The organism is Comamonas brasiliensis, assembly GCF_018292285.1.
Lineage (GTDB): Bacteria > Pseudomonadota > Gammaproteobacteria > Burkholderiales > Burkholderiaceae_C > Comamonas > Comamonas brasiliensis.
In genome coordinates, this window is sequence record NZ_JAANES010000007.1 from 91,409 (window position 1) to 112,614 (window position 21,206).

The 21,206-nt window shown below is 63.9% G+C and carries 18 protein-coding genes; 10 read left to right on the plus strand and 8 right to left on the minus strand.

Going from position 1 to position 21,206, the window contains the following annotated elements; translation table 11 throughout:
• Positions 1-84: 84 nt before the first annotated feature.
• On the plus strand, positions 85-1,131 hold the full coding sequence (locus tag DJFAAGMI_RS22950; RefSeq protein ID WP_211459443.1) for an adenosine deaminase: 1,047 nt from the start codon (positions 85-87) through the stop codon (positions 1,129-1,131).
• Positions 1,132-1,217: 86 nt separating this feature from the next.
• On the opposite strand, the gene DJFAAGMI_RS22955 is transcribed toward DJFAAGMI_RS22950, so the two are convergent.
• Entirely contained in the window at positions 1,218-2,249 is a 1,032-nt protein-coding gene (locus DJFAAGMI_RS22955) for a LacI family DNA-binding transcriptional regulator (RefSeq protein ID WP_211459445.1), read from the minus strand.
• A gap of 306 nt (positions 2,250-2,555) precedes the next feature.
• Here DJFAAGMI_RS22955 and DJFAAGMI_RS22960 point away from each other — a divergent pair, with 306 nt between their 5' ends.
• Genes DJFAAGMI_RS22960 through DJFAAGMI_RS22970 form a run of 3 tightly spaced genes read left to right on the plus strand, consistent with a single transcriptional unit; the run spans position 2,556 to position 7,238 of the window.
• On the plus strand, positions 2,556-5,366 hold the full coding sequence (locus DJFAAGMI_RS22960) for a xanthine dehydrogenase family protein molybdopterin-binding subunit (RefSeq protein WP_211459447.1): 2,811 nt from the start codon (positions 2,556-2,558) through the stop codon (positions 5,364-5,366).
• Positions 5,366-5,935 (plus strand): (2Fe-2S)-binding protein, encoded by a 570-nt coding sequence (locus DJFAAGMI_RS22965; protein WP_211459449.1) that lies wholly within the window; start codon positions 5,366-5,368, stop codon positions 5,933-5,935. Before DJFAAGMI_RS22960 ends, DJFAAGMI_RS22965 begins: the two co-directional genes overlap by 1 nt.
• Positions 5,928-7,238: a cytochrome c gene (locus tag DJFAAGMI_RS22970; RefSeq protein ID WP_211459451.1), complete on the plus strand. Its 1,311-nt coding sequence runs from the start codon at positions 5,928-5,930 to the stop codon at positions 7,236-7,238. The genes DJFAAGMI_RS22965 and DJFAAGMI_RS22970 overlap by 8 nt, the downstream gene beginning before the upstream one ends.
• Before the next feature lie 79 nt (positions 7,239-7,317).
• Here the strand turns inward: DJFAAGMI_RS22970 and DJFAAGMI_RS22975 are convergent, their stop codons facing one another.
• The 3 genes from DJFAAGMI_RS22975 to glaH form a co-directional block, all read right to left on the minus strand.
• Positions 7,318-7,758, minus strand: a complete 441-nt coding sequence (locus DJFAAGMI_RS22975; RefSeq protein WP_211459453.1) for an HIT family protein — start codon at positions 7,756-7,758, stop codon at positions 7,318-7,320.
• A 52-nt stretch (positions 7,759-7,810) separates the two neighbouring features.
• A complete protein-coding gene (locus DJFAAGMI_RS22980; RefSeq protein WP_211459455.1) occupies positions 7,811-9,052 on the minus strand; it encodes an alpha-hydroxy acid oxidase in 1,242 nt (413 codons plus the stop codon).
• A 100-nt stretch (positions 9,053-9,152) separates the two neighbouring features.
• The gene (gene glaH / locus DJFAAGMI_RS22985; RefSeq protein ID WP_211459457.1) at positions 9,153-10,076 is read right to left on the minus strand and encodes a glutarate dioxygenase GlaH; all 924 of its coding nucleotides are present in this window, start codon (positions 10,074-10,076) and stop codon (positions 9,153-9,155) included.
• Positions 10,077-10,180: 104 nt separating this feature from the next.
• On the opposite strand from glaH, the gene DJFAAGMI_RS22990 reads away from it, so the two are divergent.
• From DJFAAGMI_RS22990 to dcd, 3 genes are all read left to right on the plus strand, one after another.
• Positions 10,181-11,077: a LysR family transcriptional regulator gene (locus tag DJFAAGMI_RS22990; protein ID WP_211459459.1), complete on the plus strand. Its 897-nt coding sequence runs from the start codon at positions 10,181-10,183 to the stop codon at positions 11,075-11,077.
• A 242-nt stretch (positions 11,078-11,319) separates the two neighbouring features.
• Complete coding sequence (guaD, locus tag DJFAAGMI_RS22995) at positions 11,320-12,612, plus strand: guanine deaminase (protein ID WP_211459461.1); 1,293 nt, start codon at positions 11,320-11,322, stop codon at positions 12,610-12,612.
• A 63-nt stretch (positions 12,613-12,675) separates the two neighbouring features.
• Positions 12,676-13,242: a dCTP deaminase gene (gene dcd, locus DJFAAGMI_RS23000; RefSeq protein WP_003052512.1), complete on the plus strand. Its 567-nt coding sequence runs from the start codon at positions 12,676-12,678 to the stop codon at positions 13,240-13,242.
• A gap of 73 nt (positions 13,243-13,315) precedes the next feature.
• Here dcd and nadB read toward each other — a convergent pair whose 3' ends face one another.
• The 3 genes from nadB to DJFAAGMI_RS23015 all read right to left on the minus strand — a co-directional run bounded on the left by nadB (position 13,316) and on the right by DJFAAGMI_RS23015 (position 17,164).
• A complete protein-coding gene (gene nadB, locus DJFAAGMI_RS23005) occupies positions 13,316-14,842 on the minus strand; it encodes an L-aspartate oxidase (protein WP_211459463.1) in 1,527 nt (508 codons plus the stop codon).
• Positions 14,843-14,857: 15 nt separating this feature from the next.
• A complete protein-coding gene (nadA, locus tag DJFAAGMI_RS23010; RefSeq protein ID WP_419095625.1) occupies positions 14,858-16,000 on the minus strand; it encodes a quinolinate synthase NadA in 1,143 nt (380 codons plus the stop codon).
• A 204-nt stretch (positions 16,001-16,204) separates the two neighbouring features.
• On the minus strand, positions 16,205-17,164 hold the full coding sequence (locus DJFAAGMI_RS23015) for a delta(1)-pyrroline-2-carboxylate reductase family protein (protein ID WP_211459468.1): 960 nt from the start codon (positions 17,162-17,164) through the stop codon (positions 16,205-16,207).
• 156 nt (positions 17,165-17,320) lie between these two features.
• On the opposite strand from DJFAAGMI_RS23015, the gene DJFAAGMI_RS23020 reads away from it, so the two are divergent.
• The 3 genes from DJFAAGMI_RS23020 (at position 17,321) to DJFAAGMI_RS23030 (ending at position 20,286) form a co-directional block, all read left to right on the plus strand.
• Complete coding sequence (locus DJFAAGMI_RS23020) at positions 17,321-17,641, plus strand: hypothetical protein (protein WP_043006957.1); 321 nt, start codon at positions 17,321-17,323, stop codon at positions 17,639-17,641.
• Positions 17,642-17,784: 143 nt separating this feature from the next.
• Complete coding sequence (gene ypfJ / locus DJFAAGMI_RS23025) at positions 17,785-18,654, plus strand: KPN_02809 family neutral zinc metallopeptidase (RefSeq protein WP_043006955.1); 870 nt, start codon at positions 17,785-17,787, stop codon at positions 18,652-18,654.
• 210 nt (positions 18,655-18,864) lie between these two features.
• Positions 18,865-20,286: a DEAD/DEAH box helicase gene (locus DJFAAGMI_RS23030; protein WP_043006953.1), complete on the plus strand. Its 1,422-nt coding sequence runs from the start codon at positions 18,865-18,867 to the stop codon at positions 20,284-20,286.
• 56 nt (positions 20,287-20,342) lie between these two features.
• Here DJFAAGMI_RS23030 and DJFAAGMI_RS23035 read toward each other — a convergent pair whose 3' ends face one another.
• The gene (locus tag DJFAAGMI_RS23035; protein WP_211459469.1) at positions 20,343-21,197 is read right to left on the minus strand and encodes a symmetrical bis(5'-nucleosyl)-tetraphosphatase; all 855 of its coding nucleotides are present in this window, start codon (positions 21,195-21,197) and stop codon (positions 20,343-20,345) included.
• Positions 21,198-21,206 lie beyond the last annotated feature (9 nt).

The following is a 21,206-nucleotide window of genomic DNA, read 5'->3' on the forward strand; positions in this document are numbered from 1 at the left end:
CTGTCGGGGCTGGCCATATGGCCTGAGCTGTGCCGGTTTGATAGGCTAGACATTGAATGGCGCGCAGCGCCAAGGAGAATAAAGATGAACACCGTGCCTGCTGTAGATGTTGCCCGTCTGCCCGAGCTGCTGCGCGCCATGCCCAAGGCCGAGCTGCATATGCATATCGAGGGCTCGCTGGAGCCCGAACTGATTTTTGCGCTGGCGCAGCGCAACCAGATACCTCTGGCCTATGACAGCGTGGAAGCTCTGCGCGCGGCCTATGCCTTCACCGATCTGCAGAGCTTTCTGGACATCTATTACGCGGGTGCCAGCGTGCTGCTGCATGAGCAGGATTTCTACGACATGGCGCGTGCCTATCTGGATCGTGCCGTGGCCGACAATGTGGTGCACACGGAAATCTTCTTTGACCCGCAGACCCATACCGAGCGGGGCGTGGCGATGGAGACCGTCATCAACGGTCTTTACCGCGCCTGCCGCGACGCGCAGATCGAGCAGGGCATTTCCTCCTCGCTGATCCTGAGCTTTCTGCGCCATCTGAGCGAGGAAAGCGCCCTGCAGACGCTGGAGGCCGCGCTTCCGCTGCGTGATCGCTTTATCGGCGTGGGGCTGGACAGCAGCGAGCTGGGCAATCCACCCGAGAAGTTCGCCCGCGTGTTTGAACGCTGCAAGCAACTGGGCCTGCGTCTGGTGGCCCATGCGGGAGAGGAGGGGCCGCCCGCCTATATCTGGGGCGCACTGGATGTGCTGAACGTGGAGCGCATCGACCATGGCGTGCAGTCCGAGCAGGATGCGCTGCTGATGCAGAGGCTGATCAAGGAGCAGATACCGCTGACGGTCTGCCCGTTGTCGAATCTCAAGCTCTGCGTGATCAAGGACCTGGCCGATCACAATCTGCCGCGCCTTCTGGCGGCCGGGCTCAAGGTCATGATCAACTCGGACGACCCTGCCTATTTCGGCGGCTATGTCAACGAGAACTACACCCAGTTATTTGCCGCCACGGGCATGGGCGCGCCCGAGGCCTATCAGCTGGCGCGCAACAGCCTGGAAGCGAGCTTTGCCAGCGAGGCGCAGAAGCAGGAATGGATTGCAGGCCTCGACGAAGTGTTTCGGCAATATGCCGCAGCGTGATGAAGTGACTTCGGAGCGGCGCAGTAGCCGTCTTCACCAGCGTCGATAGCCTGGGTTCCGACGATTGCAAGCCCGGTTGAAGTGATTCAACCGGGCTTTCTTTGCGTGGAGCGCCGCAGCGCCAGGGCCGGCATAGGTCCGGTGGCCATGCGCCGCGTGGTGTCGCCGCGCAGATGCTCGAACAGCAGATCGACCGCCTGCTGGGCGATGTCTTCCAGATGTAGGTCCAGTGCCGTCAGTGGCGGCTCGCAACTGCGCGCACGCAGTCCGTCATAGCGCGTGGCCAGCATCAGGTCTTCGGGAATGCGCAGGCCTGCCTGCTGGGCGTAGCGGGCAGCGCCCACGGCAAAGGCATCCACCATGACCAGCAGTGCATCGAGCTCGGGGTGTTCGCCCAGCAACTGCTGGGCTGCGGCATGGCCGCCGTCCTCGCCCTCGGCTTCGTCCATGCGCAGCACCACAGGCTGCATGCCATGACCTGCGGCCATGGCGGCATAGGCCTGCTCGGCCTGGCTGTAGGAGGTGCGCTCCGAGGCGCCGACCACCAGCCCGATCTGCCTGGCTCCGGCCGCCAGCATATGCGTGAGCAGCATCTGCGTGGCCGGACCCGACAGCAGATCGACATAGGGCACGTTGACATCGTCGCCACCCGGGCGGCCGATGGACACCACCGGCAGGCCCTGCTGCAGCAGCTCTGCCAGCTGGGGGTCGCCGGCCTGCGGCTCTATGACCAGGGCTCCGTCGATATCGAGCAGGTTCAGCGAAGTCTGGCCGGGTCGGTGAGGCGGAACCAGCGCCATGACCAGGCCGCGTTCAAGCGCCGACGAGGCCGCAACAGCTGCCACTTCCATGAAGAACCCCAGTCGCGAGGGGCCGCCCGAGACCGTGAATGGCATGGACGACATCAGCGCAATCATGCTGGCGCCGCCTGTGCGCAGGCGCTGCGCATGACGATTGGGCCGGTAGCCGAGGCTGCGCGCAGCTTCCTCCACCTTCAGGCGTGTGGCCGGGTCGACCTGACCGCGACCATTGAGCGCGTGCGAGACCGTGGTGCGTGAAACACCGGCTTCGCGGGCCACGTCGGAGATGGTGATGCGTTGGCTGGGCGTGTCGGCCATGGAATTCCTCAAGAGTGCGGGCGGTCATTGCGAAGCGCGCGGCAGGCATTGCAGAAGTTTTTGTATACTTTACTTCGCCCAAATCGATTTGGTTATTTTGGCTTTGCATCAATTATTCATAAAGAAGATTGAAGTAATCCAGATACCAAATCGATTTTCTTTTTGAAAGCGATATCGCCATGCCGGCCGGCCGCAGTGCCGGCCGATGTGCAGATATCCGAGCGTTGCCCTGGTTGTCGGGCAGCGCTGCGAGTCAATTGCGACCGGGGTGCTGGCCTGCCGCCGCTTCGGTTTGCTCACTGGAGAATGAATGTGCCCAAATCGGATTTGAGCCGGCGCAGCTTTTTGAAGGCCGCAGCCGCCCTGGGAGTGCTTGCCGGAGTGCGCCCGCTGGAGCAGGCGCTGGCGCAGATGGTCGAGCCGGCAAGCACTCAGGACGCTGCCTGGATGGACGGTGGCCGGCTGCGCTACCGTCGCGACGGCATGGCCAAGGTCACGGGCCAGAAGCTGTTTGCCATCGACCTGCGCGCGCGCGACATGGCGGGCTGGCCCGACAAGCAGTCCTATGCGCTTTTGATCATGGTTCCGCGTGCCGACCGCATTTACGAAGGTCTGGATCTGTCCGTGCTGGGCAAGGACTTTGCCCCCGATGTGCTGGTGGACGCCGAGCGCGCCGAGGCCGATGGCGTGCACATGCCCGAGCCGGGTTTTTACGGCAGCTACTTCTTGCCCAAGGGCCAGGTCTCGCCCATGTTGGGTCAGCCCGTGGCCATGGGGATCTGGCATGACTACGAGCGCTACCGCGAAGCCGTGCGCCTGCTGCGTTTCAATGACGGAATCTTCCAGTGGGGCGCAGTCGCCACACCACCCAAACGCAAGCCCTATGTGGCTGCGCGCTATGTGCGCATGGGAGCCGACAAGAACGACGAGCCCGATCTGTACGCGCCTTTGTACAACGGTATCGTGCGCCCACAGCTGACCGGCCCCGAGGTGCAATGGCCTGGCGCAGACGATCCCAAGCATGGCAAGGCCATGCAGTATTCGGCCCAGATCCAGCAACTGCTCAGGCAGCCGCCCGAGGGCACCCAGGTCTTTTCCCGCGACTACCATAGCCAGTCCATGGAGCCCGCCGCTCTGGAGCCCGAAAACGGTCTGGCCTGGTATGAAGAGAGCAGGGGCGTGATGCATATGGTGGGCGCCACCCAGGCGCCCTACGCCACAGCGGGCCATGTGGTCGGCATGGTCAAGGCCAGCCGCTTTGCGCTCAAGGAAATGGATTACCTGAGCGCCTACACCGTGGGCTACGGGCAGAAGGAGCATCACTCCTTTCCTTTCTATGTGGGTCTGGCGGCGCTGTATGCGCAAGGCCGCCCGGTGCGGCTGGCGCTGGATCGCTGGCAGCATTTCCAGTTCGCGCTCAAGCGCCACCCTTTCGACCTCAAGACCACGATTGCCGTGGATGCAGAGGGACAGTTCCAGGCCTTCTCGGTGGACATGCGCGGCGATGGCGGCGGCACCATAAACTTCAGCCCTTCGGTGGGAACGCTCGGCGTCGCTTCCTCGCAGTCGGTGTACTACTTTCCCAAGAGCGATCTGTCGGTGGCCGTCTTCCCCAGCAGCGAGGTCACAGCGGGGTCGGTGCGCGGCTACGGCACGCTGCAGTCCATGGCTCCGACCGAAATGCTGGTCGATGAAATTGCCGAGCAGATTGGCATGGATGCCATCGCGCTTCGCCAGAAGAACATGCTGCGTACAGGTTTGCGCAACACCCAGGGCGCCGTGCCTGCGGGCCAGTTGCGCATCGGCGAGATTCTGGCTCTGGCCGCCAAGGATCCGGTGTGGGTGAACCGTGCCCAACGCAAGGCCGAGTACGAGGCCGCCCATCCCGGCATGCGCTACGGCGTGGGTTTTGCCTCGGTGCAAAAAAGCTTTGGTACCGCCGGCGAAGCCGCGCTGGCATTGATCGAGCTATCGCCCGAAGGCAAGCTCAAGATGAAGCACATCACGGCAGAAATCGGCACCGGCACCACCACGGCGCAGATGCTGGCGGCAGAGCCCTTTCTCGGCCGCCCTGTGGACGAGGTGGAGTTTGCGGCGCAGAAATGGCCCGAGATGCCCGTGCACACGCAGGAGCAACCCAACTCCACGCCCCAGGCCGATGAGGATCGCCAGTCGCAGGACCCGTACTGGGTACCCAGCTTCACCTCGCCGCAATCGGCCTCCAATTCGGCCTACTACTTCACCCACACCACGCGCCAGGCCGCCAAGCTGTTGCTGGCCCATGGTCTGTGGCCTGCGGCTCTGTCGATCTGGGGCAACCCGTTTGGCGGGCCGCTGCAGGGCATGCCGGTCTCGCTCGATGAAGCCGAGTGGAAGGACGGCAAGCTGGTGGCCGGAGCCATGGAGCCCTTGACGCTGGAACGCCTGGCCGCACGCGCCCATGAGCTGGGCCTGGTAACCGGTGTCTGTGTCCACACCTTCAATCGCCGCTCCTGGGCCAGTGCCGAGTTCGAGTTGGGCGGCAAGCGCTTTGCCGCCGAGATCGATGCGCTGTCCGTTCGCTTTGGCAATGGTGCCGATGCGGCCCATAAGGCCGCGATGGACAGCGCCGGCTATGCCTTCCAGCCGCGCGTCAAGGTCAGCTATCCGCCGGTGCACCGTCTGGCGGCGGGCGCGGTGTACTACACGCCTTGTGCCACGCTGGTGGAGCTGGCCGTATCCACAGGCACCGGCAAGGTGAGCTTGCTGGGGCACAAGACCTGGCTGGAATGCGGCTCGCAAATCGTGCCCGAGCTGGTCTCGGGCCAGCTGCAGGGCGGCGTGGCCATGGGTATCGGCCACGCTTTGTACGAAGAGCTGCCCCTGGGGCCGAGCGGCCCCGGCAACGGCACCTGGAGCTTCAACCGCTACCACCTGCCGCGCGCCAGCGAGCTGGCCGTGTGGACGGCCGAGGGCCATGTGCTGCCTCCGGTCTCGCGCACCGACCCGCCCAAGGGCATGGCCGAAGTGGTGATGATCCCCGTCGTCGCTGCCTGCGCCAACGCCGTGGCCCATGCCACCGGCAAGCGTTTCTATCAACTGCCGCTGAGCGCGGAACGAATCAAGAAGGCATTGTGATGCAGCAACGTATCCAGTTCTCCGCCACCATCAACGGCCAGAAAACCGGTCCGCATGAGCTGCCCAAGGACCTGATGATGATCGAGTTTCTGCAGGAGTACCAGGGCCTGACGGGCACCCGCCTGGGCTGCGGCCAGGGTGTGTGCCGCGCCTGCACCATCATCGTGGACGAGCCCGGCAAGGGCCCCCACACCGTGCCCGCCTGCGTGACCGGCGTGGCCTGGCTCAATGGCAAAAGCCTGCGCACCATCGAAGGTGCGGCCAGCACCGATGACACCGGCCGGATCACGGCTTCTGCCGTGCAAAAAGCGTTTCTGGAGCATTTCTCGTTTCAGTGCGGCTATTGCACACCGGGTTTTGTGAACTCGGCCACCGTGCTGATGGAGCAGCTGCAGGCCAGGCCCGTGGATGCCAACGCCGTAGAAGAAGCCGTGGAAGCTGCGCTGGACAAACATATCTGCCGCTGCACCGGCTATGTGCGCTACTACCACGCCGTGCGCGACCTGATTCTGGCCACGCCGGGCCTGACCACGGGCCAGCGTACGCGGGAGGTCAGCCGTCATGGATAAAGCTCAACGCAGCAAACTCACCAGGATCGCCGCAGGCATTGCCGCCGCAGCCGTGGTGGTGCTGGGCGGCATGTATATCGCGGGCAGTTCCAGCGGCAGCGTGCCGCCTGCCACGGTGGACTTTGCCAACATCAGCGCCGAACAAAAGCAAAAGCTGTTCGATCGGGGCCTGCAGGTGTTTCGCGCTGCCGACTGCGCGGCCTGCCACAGCTCGCCCACCACGGGCGCCGAGCTGGCCGGAGGCATGGCCATGGTCACGCCCATGGGCACCTTGTACGGCACGAATATCTCGCCCTCCAGGGAGCACGGCATAGGCAAGTGGTCGGCCGACGATCTCTACCGCGCCGTGGCGCGCGGCATGGCACCGGGGCGCAAGAACCTCTATCCCGCCATGCCCTACGCCAGCTATCACGACATCACGCGCGCCGATGTCGATGCGCTCTGGGTCTGGCTGCAGGCTCAGCCTGCGGTGGAAGCACCCAACCGCAAGCCGGACATGAACTTTCCCTTCAGCGTGCGCCCCGGTCTTGCGCTATGGAATGCGCTGGAGCGCCCCTCGGGTGAGCAACACCCCGGCGGCGCACCTGAGGCCGCCAACTCGCTGGACCGTGGTGCCTATCTGGTCAACACGCTGGGCCACTGCGGCGAATGCCACACCCCGCGTACCGCCAGCTTTGCCATGGACCTCAAACAGTCGCTGGCGGGCAATGTGATCGAAGGCGCATACGCCCCCGACCTACGCCCCAAATCGTTGGCCGCACGCGGCTGGAGCGAGCAGGACCTGGTGCAGTTTCTGCGCACCGGCCTGTCCAAACAGGGCGTGATGACCATGGGCATGTTCCCCGTGCTGCAGCACTCCAGCTCGCACATGGCCGAGGCCGATCTCAAGGACATGGCTGCCTATCTGATGCAGGGTGAAAAGCCTGAATCCAGGCCACCGGTTGCCGAAGCGCCTCAGACCCAGGTCTCTGCCAATGGCGAGCGCGTCTATATCGGTCTGTGCGCAGGCTGTCATGGCGTCGATGGCCAGGGCCAGCCACATTCCTCGCTGCGACTCGATACCAACACCACGGCCATGTTCCCCACGCCGCTGAATCTGGTGCGCGTGATCCGCGAAGGCCTGCCCGAGCGTGATCTGGCCCATGGCGAGCGCATGCAGGCCATGCCCGGCTTTGCCGATCAGCTCAGCCATGAAGACATGGCCGATCTGGTCAATTACATGCGCTTGCGTTGGGGCCGCCAGAAGGGTGATGTGACGCCGGCGCAAGTAGCCGATGTCATCAGGACTGCCGAATCCCACTAAAGCAGGGGTTTCAAGTAAAAAGAGCTTCCAGCGCTGATCCATCAAGCGCTGGAAGCTCTTTTTTTAATAGTGATTCGACTTAAGCGAATTCGGCTTTGATTTTCTCGGCCAGCTCGCCCAGCACGGCAAAGCCCGGTTCCTCGCGCTGCCAGACCACGGACAGTCCATCGCCCTCGAAGCGCGGCAGTACATGCAGATGAAAGTGAAACACCGTCTGACCCGCCGGCGCGCCATTGGCCTGGAAGATATTGATGCCATCGGGATCGAAAGCCTTGTTCACCGCGGCCGCCACGCGCTGGGCCGTCTGCATCACGGCACCGGATTCCTCGGGCGTCAGCTCCAGCAGATTGACGGCATGGCGCTTGCTGGCCACCAGCACATGGCCTCGCGTGGCCTGGCCGATGTCCATGAAGGCGATGGTCAAATCATCCTCATAGACCTTGGCCGATGGAATATCCCCTTTGACGAGCTTGCAGAAAATGCACTCGCCAGCCGGCGAGTGGTCTACAAACATGGGCATGACGCTCTCCTTTTTTATGGTTCAAGCGTCCTATCTTAGAGGCTGAGCGGTTTCAGGCCCGCGTCGCGCGCAGGCAGTCTGGGGTGATCTCGGCCATGGATGTCGCGCCCAGCATGGCCATATTGCGGTCCACCTCGTCACGCAGCAAGGTGATGGCATGGTCTACGCCCTGTGCACCGCCAACTGCGGCTGCGTACATGAAGGGGCGGCCCAGAAACACCATGCGCGCGCCCAGGGCCACGGCCTTGAGCACATCGCTGCCGCGGCGAATGCCGCTGTCCATCATCACGGCCGTGCGGTGGCCCACTCGGTCCACCACATAGGGCAGCATTTGCAGCGGGGCAACCACGCCGTCGAGCTGACGGCCGCCGTGGTTGGAGACCACGATGCCTTGCGCACCGATATCGGCTGCCATCACGGCATCGTCTTCGTTGAGGATGCCCTTGATGATGAGGTTGCCCTGCCAGCGCTGACGGATGCGCTCGATGTGCTTCCAGTTCAGGTGGTCGCGGCCCGTGGTATCGCGAATGGCGGTGCCCGACAGCAAAGGCGCGCCGCGCGTGGCAAACGAATTCTCGAAGTGCGGCATGCCGTGGTTGATCAGGGTGCGCAGCATGGTGCCCACCATCCAGCGCGGACGGGTGATGCCGTCATAGGCCAGGCGCAGCGAGGGGCGCAGCGGCATGGAGAAGCCGGTGCGCACATTGTTTTCGCGGTTGGCCCAGACCGGGATGTCCACCGTGATCACCAGGGTGCCGAAGCCGGCGGCCTCGATGCGCTCGATCAGGCCGTCGATGCGCGTGGTGTCGCCGGGCAGATAGGCCTGGAACCAGGTCGATGGCGCGGCCTTGGCCACTTCTTCCATGGGGATCAGGGAGGTGCCGCTCATGATGGCGGGAATGCGATTCGCTGCTGCCGTCTGCGCCAGCACCAGATCGCCGCGATAGGCCGAGATGGCGCTGATGCCCACGGGGGCCACGCCGAAGGGCGAGTCCCAGGTCTGGCCGAACAGCTCCACTTTCTGATGGCGTTGCGACACATCCACCATGACCCTGGAGCTGAAGCCGTATTGCCTGAAGCTGTCGCGGTTGGCCTGCAGCGAGACGCAGTCTTCGGCCGCGCCGGAGACATAGCCGTAAAGCGGGCGGGGCAGGTGCTTGCGCGCTGCGGCCTCGAAGTCCTGCAGCGACAGGATGTTCTGCAGATGGCGGGGAAGCCCTGCACGTTGGCCGTAGGCGGCTTGCGCTTTGGGGGCGGAGGCTGCGTTTGCAGCAGGGGCTTGTGACGATGCCATGGTAGGGCGCCTCAGGAGCGAAATTCAGGGGTTTAACTGGCTACGCCCCCGCACACTTGCGGTGCACGGGGGCGTGACAGAAACATCAGGTGTTCAAGGTTTACTGAGCGAATGTACCGCGCTGACGCATCAGCTCGCGGTGCAGTTGCTCGTTACGCTCGAACGGTGCGCGGCCGTGCACATAGAAGTAGTTGTTCAGAACCACCAGGTCGCCGGCGGGCAGGCTGACGGTGCGGGTGCCGGGCGAATTTTCCATCGATTCGGACAGGTTCTGCAGATATTCGGCTTCGGCGTCGTTGGCGGGCTGCACGAACTGGTCGATGAAGGAGATGGACAGGCCGAACTCGCCGTGGAAGAACACGGGGCGTTCCACGCGCTCGTTCACGTTCTTCGAGCCCGGGGCCTTGTACAGCAGTGGCCTGGCGCCCAGCGGGTCCTGCACGAAGCAGTCGAGCTCGCTCCAGTCGTCCAGGTGCAGAAAGCGCGACTCACCGCCCACGGCGTTCTGCTCGTCGAACTTCATCATCAGCAGCCAGTCGGTGGCTTCGGTCACAAAGGTGCCGTCGGTGTGCATGGTGAACAGACGATAGGCCTGACGCAGATAGGAGTCGCTGGCGTCGGTGTGCTTGACCAGGAAACGTGCGTAGTACTTGTTGGACATGGAGTCGTGGTTGGCCGGGCCCAGGATATGGCCGATGGCGGTGCCGAACTTCACGTAGTCGTCGCTGTCCTGGCTCACGCCTTCCAGACCCAGCACAAAGCCGCCATGCTTGCGGTCCTTGATGATGTTCACCAGGGTCTCGCCAAAGTCGGCACCCATGTGCGCCTTCAGGCGGCGCGCCAGATGAAAGCGCATGAAAGGCACGTATTCGAGGTTCTGCACGTCGATATCGCGCACATCGGCCAGGAATGCGTTCAGTGCATCGGCGTTCAGGGTCAGCTTCAGCAGGCGGGGATGCTCGGGGTGAGAGGTGATCTCGTAGGCGGCAGGCTGAATCAGTTGCTGGGGGGTCGTAGCGTTCATGGTGGGCGGGTACTTCAATCAGGAATGGTGTGATTGAATACTTCTTGTTTGATACGATCTACGGGGTTAAATGCATTTTTTAATAAGAATTTCAGATTAAAGCCATGCTCAGCTACCGCCAACTCGAGCACTTCGTCACCGTCGCCCAGGAGCTGCATTTCTCGCGTGCCGCCGACAAGCTGGGCGTGGCCCAGTCCGCCGTCAGCGTGCAGGTGCAGCAGTTGGAGCAGCAGCTGGGCGTGCGCCTGCTGCAGCGTAACAAGCGCAAGCCCATCAAGCTGACCGATGCGGGCGAGCTGCTTTATGACGAAGCCGTTGCCGTGCTGCGCCATATGGAACGGGCCCAGCAGATCGGGCAGCTGGCGGCCCAGGGCATGAGCGGCCATGTCAAGCTGGGCTATATCTCCTCGTCCGTGACCTCGGGTGTGCTGGCGCGCATGCTCACGCAGTTCCGCCCCGGCCATGAGCAGGTGCATATGCAGGTGCTGGCCATGGAGACGCCGCGCCAGCTGCAGGCGCTGCAGCAGGGCGAGATCGATGCCGGTCTGCTGCGGCCGCGCCGTCGCTACCCCGAGGGGGTCAAGGCCGTCATCGTGCACAGCGAGCCCTTCATGGTGGCACTGGCCGAGAACCACCCGTTGGCACGCCATGAATCCATCAGCGTGGCCGATCTGCGCGGCCAGACCTTTATTGCGCCGCAGTTCATCAACGAAAGCGAAGGCTTTGCCGAGGTGCTGGCGCGGCTGGCCGAGACGGCCGGGTTTTCGGCTCGCGAGGCCTATCGCGTCAACGACTTCGTCACGGCAACCAGCCTGGCGGCCGCGGGCTATGGCATTGTGGTGCTGCCCGAGTCGAACCGCCTGCTCAATCAGCCGGGCGTGGCCTTCAGGCCGCTGCGCGACTTCAAGGAAAACGTGCACATGGCGCTGGCCTACCGCGAGCGCGAGAACTCGCCCGCGGTGCGCGCCTTTCTGGCCGTGGCCAGAAGCTGCGCCGCCTAGTTACGCGGCTGCGGGCAGGGCGGTGTTGCAGCGCCGGGTTTCGGATGTTTAACTACCTAAAATGATAGCTTTTATCGCTTGCTGATATTGGTTTTTGGATATGAATTGCATTGAAATCAATACCTGAAAAGCGCAACAAGCTTTGTTATTGATAGCGCAAGCCCTGGCCTGCGCGCAGCCGTATAGCCTCTATAAGCGCTGCCGTGTTCCGCAGGCGAGAGCAGGCGCGTAAGCTCTGGTCCATGAAAATCTATCGTAGTGCCCTGCTGCGCTTCGCCGATGACGGCCAAGCGGTTTATGACTCCGACGCCTTGCTGGCGGTTGCTCCCGATGCCGCGGGCGTGCAGCGTGTGGTGGCTGCGGGCAGCTGGCAGGCGCTGGCCGACCAGTATCTCGAGCGCGAAGGCGTGCAAGTCATTCACCTGCCCGGCAAGCTGCTGGCACCGGGCTTTGTCGATCTGCACATCCACTACCCGCAGACCGATGTGATCGGCGCACCGGCCCCGGGCCTGCTGCCCTGGCTGGAGAACTACACCTTCCCGCACGAGTCGCGTTTCCACGATCGCGAATATGCCGATGGCGTGGCAGATTTCTTCATGAACGAGCTGCTGCGCAACGGCGTGACCACGGCGCTGGCGTTCGCAACCTCGCATCCTGCATCGGTGGATGCCATCATGACGGCAGCGCAAAAGCGCAGCATGCGCATGATTGCCGGCAAGGTCCTGCAGGACCGCAACAGCCCCGATGGCGTGCGCGACGACACCGAGCAAAGCCTGATCGACACCGAAACGCTGATCCAGCGCTGGCATGGCGTGGACCGCCTGGGCTATGCGATCACGCCGCGCTTTGCGCCCACCAGCACGCCCGAGCAGCTGCGCGGTGCGGGCGAGCTGGCAGCCAGGTATGGCGATGTCTGGATCCAATCCCATGTGGCCGAGAACCTCGACGAGATTGCCTGGGTCAAGGAGCTGTTCCCCGCCGCGCGCAGCTATCTGGCCGTCTACGACGACTTCGGCCTGATGCGCGAGCGCGCCGTCTATGCGCACAGCATCTGGCTCGATGAAACCGACCGCCAGCTCATGCACGACACGCGCTCGGCAGCGGCCATCAGCCCGACCAGCAACCAGTTTCTGGCCAGCGGCTATTTCGACTACCTCAAGGCCGACAAGGCCGGCATGCTTTACGGCCTGGCCAGCGATGTGGGCGGCGGCATGAGCTTCTCGCCGTTTCGCACCATGCAGGCCGCCTATGTGGTGGGACGTGAGGGCCATGCCAAGCAGGGCCAGAGCCTGTCGCCGCAGAATCTGTGGTGGCAGCACACGGCAGGCGCTGCACGTGCGCTGGGCCTGCAGGGTGTTATCGGCAATCTGCAGCCCGGCTGCGAGGCTGACCTGGTTGTCATCAACCCCGGCTGCACGCCGCTGTTGGCGCGCAAGACGGCCCAGGCACGCAATCTGGACGAGCTGCTGTTTGCCATGATCATCCTCGGAGATGACCGCCTGATTGAGCAAACCATTGTTTCTCAAGCAAAATAGCGGTCTTGCGCTTGATTTGTGAGCGCACAACGCTATGAAAAATCAAGCGATACAGGACTTCTAATGAGCATCAAGAGCGACAAATGGATCCGTCAGATGGCGGAGCAGCACGGCATGATCGAGCCTTTCGAGCCTGGCCAGGTGCGCCAGGTCGACGGCAAGAAGATCATCAGCTACGGCACATCGAGCTATGGCTACGACATCCGCTGCGCCCGCGAATTCAAGGTCTTCACGAACATCCACAGCACGGTGGTGGACCCCAAGAATTTTGACGAGAAAAGCTTTGTCGACTTCGAGGGTGATTACTGCATCATCCCGCCCAACAGCTTTGCTCTGGCCCGCACGGTGGAGTACTTCCGCATTCCCCGCGACGTGCTGACCGTCTGCCTTGGCAAGAGCACTTATGCGCGCTGCGGCATCATCGTCAACGTGACGCCCTTCGAGCCCGAGTGGGAAGGCTATGTGACGCTGGAGTTCTCCAACACCACACCGCTGCCGGCCAAGATCTATGCAGGCGAAGGTTGCGCCCAGGTGCTGTTCTTCCAGGGCGACGAGCAATGCGAAGTCAGCTACAAGGACCGCAACGGCAAGTACCAGGGCCAGCATGGCGTGACCCTGCCCAAGGCCTGAGGCCTGTTGCTTCGTCAAAAAAGCCCGCTGCGGATACAGCGGGCTTTTTGCTTTCCTGGTCTGCCGGACCAGATCAGGCGGCTGCCGCTTCGAGCGCCGGCCAGTCCAGATTGCAGTGCGCGCCCACGCTGGCATGGCGCTGCAGCGCCGCATCCACCATCAGGCTGCACAGGGCCAGCTGGTTGCGAAGTGCCGGGTCGGCGCCGCGCCATTGGGCGCGCCACAGTACCAGTTGCTTGGCCGCCGCAATCAGGCTGTGGTTGCTGCGCACGATGCCCACGTTGTGCAGCATGAGCTGCTGCAGCACCTGGCGCATCTCCTGCTGGCTTTCAGCGCTCAGGCTCTTGCCGGACTTGCGCGGCCTGTCATGAATCGCCGCAGGCTTGTGCAGTGGCTGCTCGGTCATGCGCAGGGCGGCAGACCTGGCCATGACCACGCATTCCAGCAGCGAGTTGCTGGCCAGCCGGTTGGCGCCATGCAGGCCGGTTCGGGCCACTTCGCCGATCGCCCACAGCCCGGCCACGGCGGTGCGGCCGTCCACATGGGCCTGCACGCCGCCGCAGGCATAGTGGGCACAGGGCGCGACAGGAATGGGCTGGGTGGCGATGTCTATGCCGTGCTCCGCGCACAGTGCCATGACGCCGGGAAAATGCCGGGCCAGCCATTCGCGGCTGCGGTGCCTGATGTCCAGCAGCACATGGGGCAACTGGTGGGCACGCATTTCGCCATCGATGGCACGGGCCACGATATCGCGCGGCGCCAGCTCGGCGCGCGGGTCGTGGCGCAGCATGAAGCGCTCGCCAGGCTGGCCGTGCCGGTCCGGCAGGCACAGCAGGGCGCCTTCGCCGCGCAGCGCTTCCGAGACCAGGCCCACGGACCGGCCGCCCACCTGCAAGGCCGTGGGGTGGAACTGCATGAACTCCAGGTCGCGCACCACACAGCCAGCACGCCAGGCCATGGCGATGCCGTCGCCGGTTGCCGTGGCCGGGTTGGTGGTGCTGGGGTAGATCTGACCCATGCCGCCCGTGGCCAGCACCGTATGGCTGGCCAGCATGTTCTGCTGCTGGCCGTCGGCATTGCGCACGCTGGCGCCTACGCAGCGCTGCTGAGCGTCCTGCAGCAGTTCCACGGCGCAGCAATGCTGCAGCAAGGTGATGTGCTTCAGGCGCTGGCAGGCCTGCAGCAAGGTCTGGTGCACGGCCTGCCCGGTGCGGTCGGCCGCATGCACGATGCGTCGCGCGCTGTGACCGCCTTCGCGCGTCAGGTGCAGGCTGCCTTCGGCATCGGTGCTGAAGGGAACGCCCAGCGCTTGCAGCCAGGCGATGGCCTGGGGGCCCTGCTCCAGAATGCGGCGCACGGCAGCTTCGTCGCAGAGGCCGGCGCCGGCGATCAGCGTGTCCTGCACATGGGACTGCAGGCTGTCGGCGGGGTCCAGCACGGCGGCAATGCCGCCTTGCGCCCAGGCGCTGGCGCATTCGTCGGCACGGCTTTTGCTGAGCACGGTGACGCGCAGCCTGCTGGGCAGGCTGAGCGCCAGCGTCAGGCCGGCCAGTCCGCAGCCGATGATGAGCACATCGCTGCCGGTCGGGGATTGGGGCATGGTGCTTGTCCTCTCTCAGGCCGGACCGAAGTTCTGGAACAGGGCCGCGTCGCGTTCCAGCTCGCCGCTGGCGCGTACCGGTTGGCGCTGGGCCGCCGCGAAGTCCAGCATGCGCTGTATGGGCTTGCGGGCGGCCCGGCCCAGGGCCGCGTCAAGCTCGATGGCGCCGCTGCCTTGCTGCAGCGTCCGCTCCACACCGGGCAGGCTGTTCATGGCCATCCAGGGGCAGAAGGCGCAGCTTTTGCAGCTGCCGCCCGTGCCTGCCGTCGGGGCTGCCAGAAAACGCTTGCCCGGATAGCGCTGGCGCATATCGTGAAGAATGCCCTGATCGGTGGCGACGATGAAGCTGTCGGTGGCCAGCTTGCCCACGGCGGCAATCAGCTGGGTGGTGGAGCCCACCACATCGGCCAGCGCCGTGACGGCGGCCGGCGATTCGGGGTGAACCAGAATCGCGGCCCCGGGGTGGGCGTTGGCCAGGGCCTGCAGCTCGTCGGCCTTGAATTCGTCATGGACCACGCAGCTGCCCTGCCACAGCAGCATGTCGGCGCCGGTCTGCTGCTGGATATGGCTGCCCAGGTGGCGGTCGGGCGCCCAGAGGATTTTTTCGCCGCGGGCATGCAGGGCGGCCACGATGTCCTGTCCTACCGACGAGGTGACCACCCAGTCGGCCCGGGCTTTCACGGCGGCGCTGGTATTGGCATAGACAACCACGGTGCGATCGGGATGGGCATCGCAGAACCGGCTGAATTCGTCGGCCGGGCAGCCCAGATCGAGCGAGCAGGTGGCATCGCCGTCGGGCATGAGCACGGTTTTTTCGGGGCTCAGGATCTTGGCGGTCTCGCCCATGAAGCGCACGCCGGCCACGATCAGGGTCCTGGCTGGGTGGTTGGCGCCAAAGCGCGCCATCTCCAGCGAGTCGCCCACACAGCCTCCGGTATCGCGTGCCAGATCCTGCAGTGTGCCGTCCACGTAGTAGTGGGCGACCATGACGGCATTGCGTTCCCTGAGCAAGGCCTTGATGCGCTGCGCCGTCTCGCGCTGCTGCTGGCGGTCCTGCGGCGGCAGTACCCTGGCCCAGGCCTGGCCTGTGCTGCACTGGGTGCTGCTGCCCGGTGCGGGCTGGTCGAATTCCACGGTTCTGATCGTCATCGTCTCCATCCTGAGTTGTGCTGTTAAATATTTATACTCAATCTGAGTATTATTAGAGCCGCTTTTTTGACGTTTGTCACCTGAGAGACAAATCAGAAGGTCGACCGCCGCCTTTTGGCGGGGGCGGTGATCAGCAGGGAATTACGAAAAGTCGCTGTGACGCTTATCCGTCAATGGATTGATGCTTCTGATAAATGAGCGAGTGAATGCTGCCTAAACGAGGCGGCCCAGCTGATGCTGGCGCAGTGCCAGGCGTGTGGCAGCCAGATCCCAGCCACCCCAGCCACAGGATTTGAAGAGTACAGGGGTCGTGGGACGCGACCAGCTGTGCTGCACCACGGTGGCCAGTGTGGGCAGGGTGCTGACGTCAATGCCGGCCTGCAGCAGGTCGCCGGCCTCGTGCAGCGCATCTTCGGTGTCGACGACGATCCGGCCTTCACGCAGAAAGCGCTGGCACAGCGCCGGAGCCAGCTCCACCATTTTTGGGGTGAAGGCGCCCACGGCGCAGACAAAGGCATCGGGCCGTGCGGCTTCGTGCAGCACCACGGCCTGTGCGGGCGTGCAGGTCACGATCAGCGGGCAGTGCCGGGTAGCTTCCTCCAGGTCGTCGGTGATGCGTGCCTGCAGACCCAGGTCCCGGGCCTGGTCTGCAAGCCGCTGCGCACTGTCGGCGCTGCGCGAGTGAATCCAGACTTCCTGCGTGCCCAGGCCCTGGGCAAAGGCCTGCAGATGGGCGCTGCCCTGCACGCCGGCGCCGACGATGAGCAGCGGGCCATGGGGTTGAGGGGCCAGGCGACGCGCAGCCAGCAGCGAGACGGCGGCGGTGCGTCTGGCCGTGACGGTGGGGCCGTCCAGAATCAGTTGGCGCTCTCCGGTGGCTGCGTCAAAGATCACGATATCGCCCTGAATGGTGGGTCTGCCTGCCTGGGCATTGCCGGGCGTGAAGCTGATGAGCTTGGTCATGACCACCTGACCATCGGTGGCCGGCATGCAGAACAGACAGTTGTCCGCAGCCGTGGGCATGACGATGCGTGGCGGAACAGTGACACCGCCACTGTTTTGCAGCTGGAGCAAAAGTGTTTCGATTTCATCGGCCAGGGCGGTCCATGGCAGCAGTGCGGCAGTAGCGCGGGCATCGAGAGACGCTGTAGAGGGCTGGGTCAGGGCATTCATGGGCAGTCGTATGAGGGCAGCGGACAGGGCTTCGAGCTTACAGAATTGCAAGCCCGGCCCGGTGTTGGCCGACAGCAGGTCGCTGCATAGACGCCGGGAGCAAGGGCTGGCAGAGCGCACAATAGCCACTGTCTTATTCATCGATTCTGTGCACTCATGTTTGGCTTTTCTTCCCGCTCCGGGCAACGCAAGGACCCTACCTGGACACAGGCGCCTTCCAGCCGCGGTCCTGTCGAGCCTGTCTGGCGGGATGGCGGCTCGGCCGCGTCCTATGAGCCTACCCAGCAGCAAGCAGCAACGCCGCGCAAATCTTCTTCCGCCCGGCTTTGGGCATCGGCCGTCCTGGCCGTGGTGGGCCTGCTGGCAGTGGCTTTCCTGTTTCTGAGCATGGTCGATGTGGTGGAGGAACAGGTCGCCCGCAACCAGCCCCAGTCCACGCCGGGCATGACCCTGATCTCCGTGCCTGCCGGCCGCTGAAAACCGGGCCAAAAGTCAACAATGCTGCATTGCAGCTTGACCGGCGCGGCAAAAGCACAGCTTGATACCTCCGGTGGCAGCCGCAGCCCTTAATATCGCCACCCGGCGCAGGCCGCGTGCAACATAGCAAAGGAGAAAGCACCATGAGATGGGAAGGTAACCGCGAGTCGGACAACGTCGAAGACCGCCGTGGAGACGGTGGCGGCGGTGGTTTCCCCATTGGTGGCCGCAGCATCGGCATCGGCACCGTGGTGCTGGCGCTGATTGGCTGGGGCGTGTTCGGCATCAACCCGCTGACCACCATTGGCGTGCTCTCCGGTGGAGGCTCGCCCCAGGTACAGCAGGCGCCCGCGCATCGTCCGGCAGCAGACGACCAGGGCGCCAAGTTCGTCTCCACGGTGCTGGCTTCGACCGAGGATGTCTGGACCCAGATCTTCCGCGAGGAAAATGGTCAGTATCAGAACCCCAAGCTGGTGCTGTTCACGGGCGTGACGCCCACGGCCTGCGGCACGGGGCAGTCGGCCATGGGGCCGTTCTACTGCCCGGGCGACCGCAAGGTCTATCTGGACATGGACTTCTTCAATACCATGAGCCGCCAGCTGGGCGCGCCCGGGGAGTTCGCGCGTGCCTATGTGATTGCCCACGAGGTGGGACACCATGTGCAGAACCTGCTCGGTATCTCGGGCAAGGTGGATGCCATGCGCGGCCGCATCAGCGAGTCCCGGCAGAACGCCATGTCGGTGCGCCTGGAACTGCAGGCCGACTGCCTGGCCGGCATCTGGGCCAACAAGTCGCAGCAGGCCAAGAGCTGGCTGGAGCAGGGCGATATCGAGTCGGCCGTGAATGCCGCCCAGCAGATCGGCGATGACAAGCTGCAGCGTGAAGCCACGGGCACGGTGCGTCCCGACAGCTTTACCCATGGCTCCAGCGCCCAGCGTGTGCGCTGGTTCACCCAGGGCTACAAGACCGGCAGCGTCAGGGCCTGCGACACCTTCTCGGCCCAGTCGCTGTAAGTCACGAGCCCCCGGATGCAGGCGTGTGCTTTGTCACACGCCTTTGTTTTTGGGGCGGCAGAATGTGAAAATCCGGGTTATCCCGATAGATTGCACGGGATATTGGCAAGGCTTCTAAAGCGTGAAAACAGAGGGGGCGAAGGCTTTCCGTCTGCAGAAAATCACAAAGCCAACGCGAAAAACCCACTCGGTGCGACAATAACGCCCTCAATGACAAGCTCTTTCTCCAATCTTCACTTGGCTGAGCCCCTGGCACGCGCAGTGGCCGACATGGGCTATGAGTCCATGACTCCGATTCAGGCGCAGGCCATTCCGGTGGTATTGACCGGCAAGGACGTCATGGGCGCAGCCCAGACCGGCACAGGCAAGACGGCGGCTTTCTCCCTGCCCCTGCTGCAGCGCCTGATGCGCCATGAAAACGCTTCCGCGTCGCCTGCCCGCCATCCGGTGCGCGCCCTGGTGCTGTTGCCCACGCGTGAGCTGGCCGATCAGGTGGCACAACAGATCGCCCTGTACGCCAAGCACACCAAGCTGCGCAGCACCGTGGTGTTTGGCGGCATGGACATGAAGCCCCAGACCATCGAGCTGAAAAAAGGCGTCGAGGTGCTGGTGGCCACGCCCGGCCGTCTGCTGGACCACATCGAAGCCAAGAATGTGGTGCTCAACCAGGTGGAATACGTGGTGCTGGACGAGGCCGATCGCATGCTGGATATCGGCTTTCTGCCCGATCTGCAGCGCATCCTCTCCTATCTGCCCAAGAGCCGTACCACGCTGCTGTTCTCGGCCACGTTCTCGCCCGAGATCAAGCGTCTGGCCGGCAGCTATCTGCAGGACCCCGTGACCATCGAGGTGGCTCGTCCCAACGAGACGGCATCCACGGTGGAGCAGCGCTTCTACAAGGTCACGGATGACGACAAGCGCTATGCGATTCGTTCCGTGCTCAAGGAGCGCGACATTCGCCAGGCCTTCATCTTCTCCAACAGCAAGCTGGGCTGTGCGCGCCTGACGCGTGCCCTGGAGCGTGACGGCCTGCGCGCCGCCGCACTGCATGGAGACAAGAGCCAGGACGAACGCCTGAAGGCGCTGGAAGCCTTCAAGGCCGGTGAAGTGGATCTGCTGGTCTGTACCGATGTGGCCGCGCGCGGTCTGGACATCAAGGACGTGCCCGCCGTGTTCAACTACGACGTGCCTTTCAACGCCGAAGACTATGTGCACCGCATCGGCCGTACCGGTCGCGCCGGCGCATCGGGTCTGGCCGTGACCCTGGTGACCGACCATGACAGCCGCAATGTGGCCGACATCGAAAAGCTCACCAAGAAGAAGATCGACGTGGAACCCGCGCCCATGCAGGACTTCCGTCCGGCACGTCGCAGCCGCAGCGATGAGGAATATCGTCCGCGTCGCGAACGCGAGTTCGATGCAGCGCCCCGTGGCGGCTATGCGCACCGCCCATCGCGCATGGCCCAGCGCCCTGTCAACGTGGATCCCTTCTTCGACAAGCCCTATGAGGCCAGCAGCGTGGCCGAGACCGCATCCTGGGACAGCAAGCATGTCGCCCCGGTCAAGAGCGCGAGCATCAAGCCCAAGCGCAAGGTCGCGGCCTTGTTCAGAGCGCCTGTCGTGGCTTCCTGAGCGCACGGTGATCGCCCCAGAAAAACGCCTGCCATATGCAGGCGTTTTTCTTTGCCCTATCCCTTGGCGCCGGGTACCTGGGCTTGCGGACACTGCAGCTGTATCAGCTCTCGTTCGTCCATGCGCTCGCCGATTTTCATCATGCTGAGGCAGCCGCCCCAGACGCAGCCGGTATCCATGGCCATCAGATCGGGCCGGTTGACATGGCCCAGCGTGGACCAGTGGCCGAAAGCCATGGGCGTACCGGCCGTGAGCCGCCCCGGCACATCGAACCAGGGCATCAGGCCTTCAGGCGCCTGATCGGCGGATTCCGCGCTCTCGAAGTCCATGACGCCGTCGGCACTGCAAAAGCGCAGACGGGTAAAGGCGTTGACGACGCAGCGCAGCCGGTCGTCGCCTTGCAGCTCGGCGGACCAGCGATCGGGCTGGTTGCCGTACATGTTCTGCAAAAAGCGCGCGTGCCCGGCGGATTGCAGCACGGTCTCGACTTCGGCGCTCAAGGCTGTGACGTCCTGCACGCTCCATGCGGGCAGCACGCCGGCATGCACCATGAGCAGCTGCTCGCCCGAGGCATTGGCATGCAGGCGAGCCAGGGGCTGCTGGCGCAGCCAGTGCAGCAGAGTATCGCAGTCGGGTGCGCTCAGAACCTGGGCCAATGTGTCGCGCTTGCTTTGGCGGCGCAGACCCTGGGCTGCGGCCAGCAGATGGAGGTCGTGATTGCCGAGCAGCGGGCGCATGGCATCGCCGGCCTGCATGCAGCGGCGTAATACTTCGGCGGATTTGGGGCCGCGATTGACAAGGTCGCCGAGCACATAAAGTGTGTCCCGACTTGCGGAGAAATCAACGGTCTGCAATAAGCGCTCGAAAGCGTCGTCGCAGCCCTGAATGTCCCCGATACAGTAAAGTGCCATGGTCTTCTT

Excerpts from the sequence above, each read along its gene's own strand:
- nadB (WP_211459463.1), bottom strand. The coding sequence starts at position 14,842 with ATGCCCCAATCCCCGACCGGCAGCGATGTGCTCATCATCGGCTGCGGA.
- DJFAAGMI_RS22955 (WP_211459445.1), bottom strand. The coding sequence starts at position 2,249 with ATGGCCGACACGCCCAGCCAACGCATCACCATCTCCGACGTGGCCCGC.
- DJFAAGMI_RS23035 (WP_211459469.1), bottom strand. The coding sequence starts at position 21,197 with ATGGCACTTTACTGTATCGGGGACATTCAGGGCTGCGACGACGCTTTC.
- DJFAAGMI_RS22965 (WP_211459449.1), top strand. The coding sequence starts at position 5,366 with ATGCAGCAACGTATCCAGTTCTCCGCCACCATCAACGGCCAGAAAACC.
- DJFAAGMI_RS22975 (WP_211459453.1), bottom strand. The coding sequence starts at position 7,758 with ATGCCCATGTTTGTAGACCACTCGCCGGCTGGCGAGTGCATTTTCTGC.
- DJFAAGMI_RS22980 (WP_211459455.1), bottom strand. The coding sequence starts at position 9,052 with ATGGCATCGTCACAAGCCCCTGCTGCAAACGCAGCCTCCGCCCCCAAA.
- ypfJ (WP_043006955.1), top strand. The coding sequence starts at position 17,785 with ATGAGATGGGAAGGTAACCGCGAGTCGGACAACGTCGAAGACCGCCGT.
- DJFAAGMI_RS23020 (WP_043006957.1), top strand. The coding sequence starts at position 17,321 with ATGTTTGGCTTTTCTTCCCGCTCCGGGCAACGCAAGGACCCTACCTGG.
- DJFAAGMI_RS22960 (WP_211459447.1), top strand. The coding sequence starts at position 2,556 with ATGAATGTGCCCAAATCGGATTTGAGCCGGCGCAGCTTTTTGAAGGCC.
- nadA (WP_419095625.1), bottom strand. The coding sequence starts at position 16,000 with ATGGAGACGATGACGATCAGAACCGTGGAATTCGACCAGCCCGCACCG.
- DJFAAGMI_RS22990 (WP_211459459.1), top strand. The coding sequence starts at position 10,181 with ATGCTCAGCTACCGCCAACTCGAGCACTTCGTCACCGTCGCCCAGGAG.
- DJFAAGMI_RS22950 (WP_211459443.1), top strand. The coding sequence starts at position 85 with ATGAACACCGTGCCTGCTGTAGATGTTGCCCGTCTGCCCGAGCTGCTG.
- DJFAAGMI_RS23015 (WP_211459468.1), bottom strand. The coding sequence starts at position 17,164 with ATGAATGCCCTGACCCAGCCCTCTACAGCGTCTCTCGATGCCCGCGCT.
- glaH (WP_211459457.1), bottom strand. The coding sequence starts at position 10,076 with ATGAACGCTACGACCCCCCAGCAACTGATTCAGCCTGCCGCCTACGAG.
- DJFAAGMI_RS22970 (WP_211459451.1), top strand. The coding sequence starts at position 5,928 with ATGGATAAAGCTCAACGCAGCAAACTCACCAGGATCGCCGCAGGCATT.
- guaD (WP_211459461.1), top strand. The coding sequence starts at position 11,320 with ATGAAAATCTATCGTAGTGCCCTGCTGCGCTTCGCCGATGACGGCCAA.
- DJFAAGMI_RS23030 (WP_043006953.1), top strand. The coding sequence starts at position 18,865 with ATGACAAGCTCTTTCTCCAATCTTCACTTGGCTGAGCCCCTGGCACGC.
- dcd (WP_003052512.1), top strand. The coding sequence starts at position 12,676 with ATGAGCATCAAGAGCGACAAATGGATCCGTCAGATGGCGGAGCAGCAC.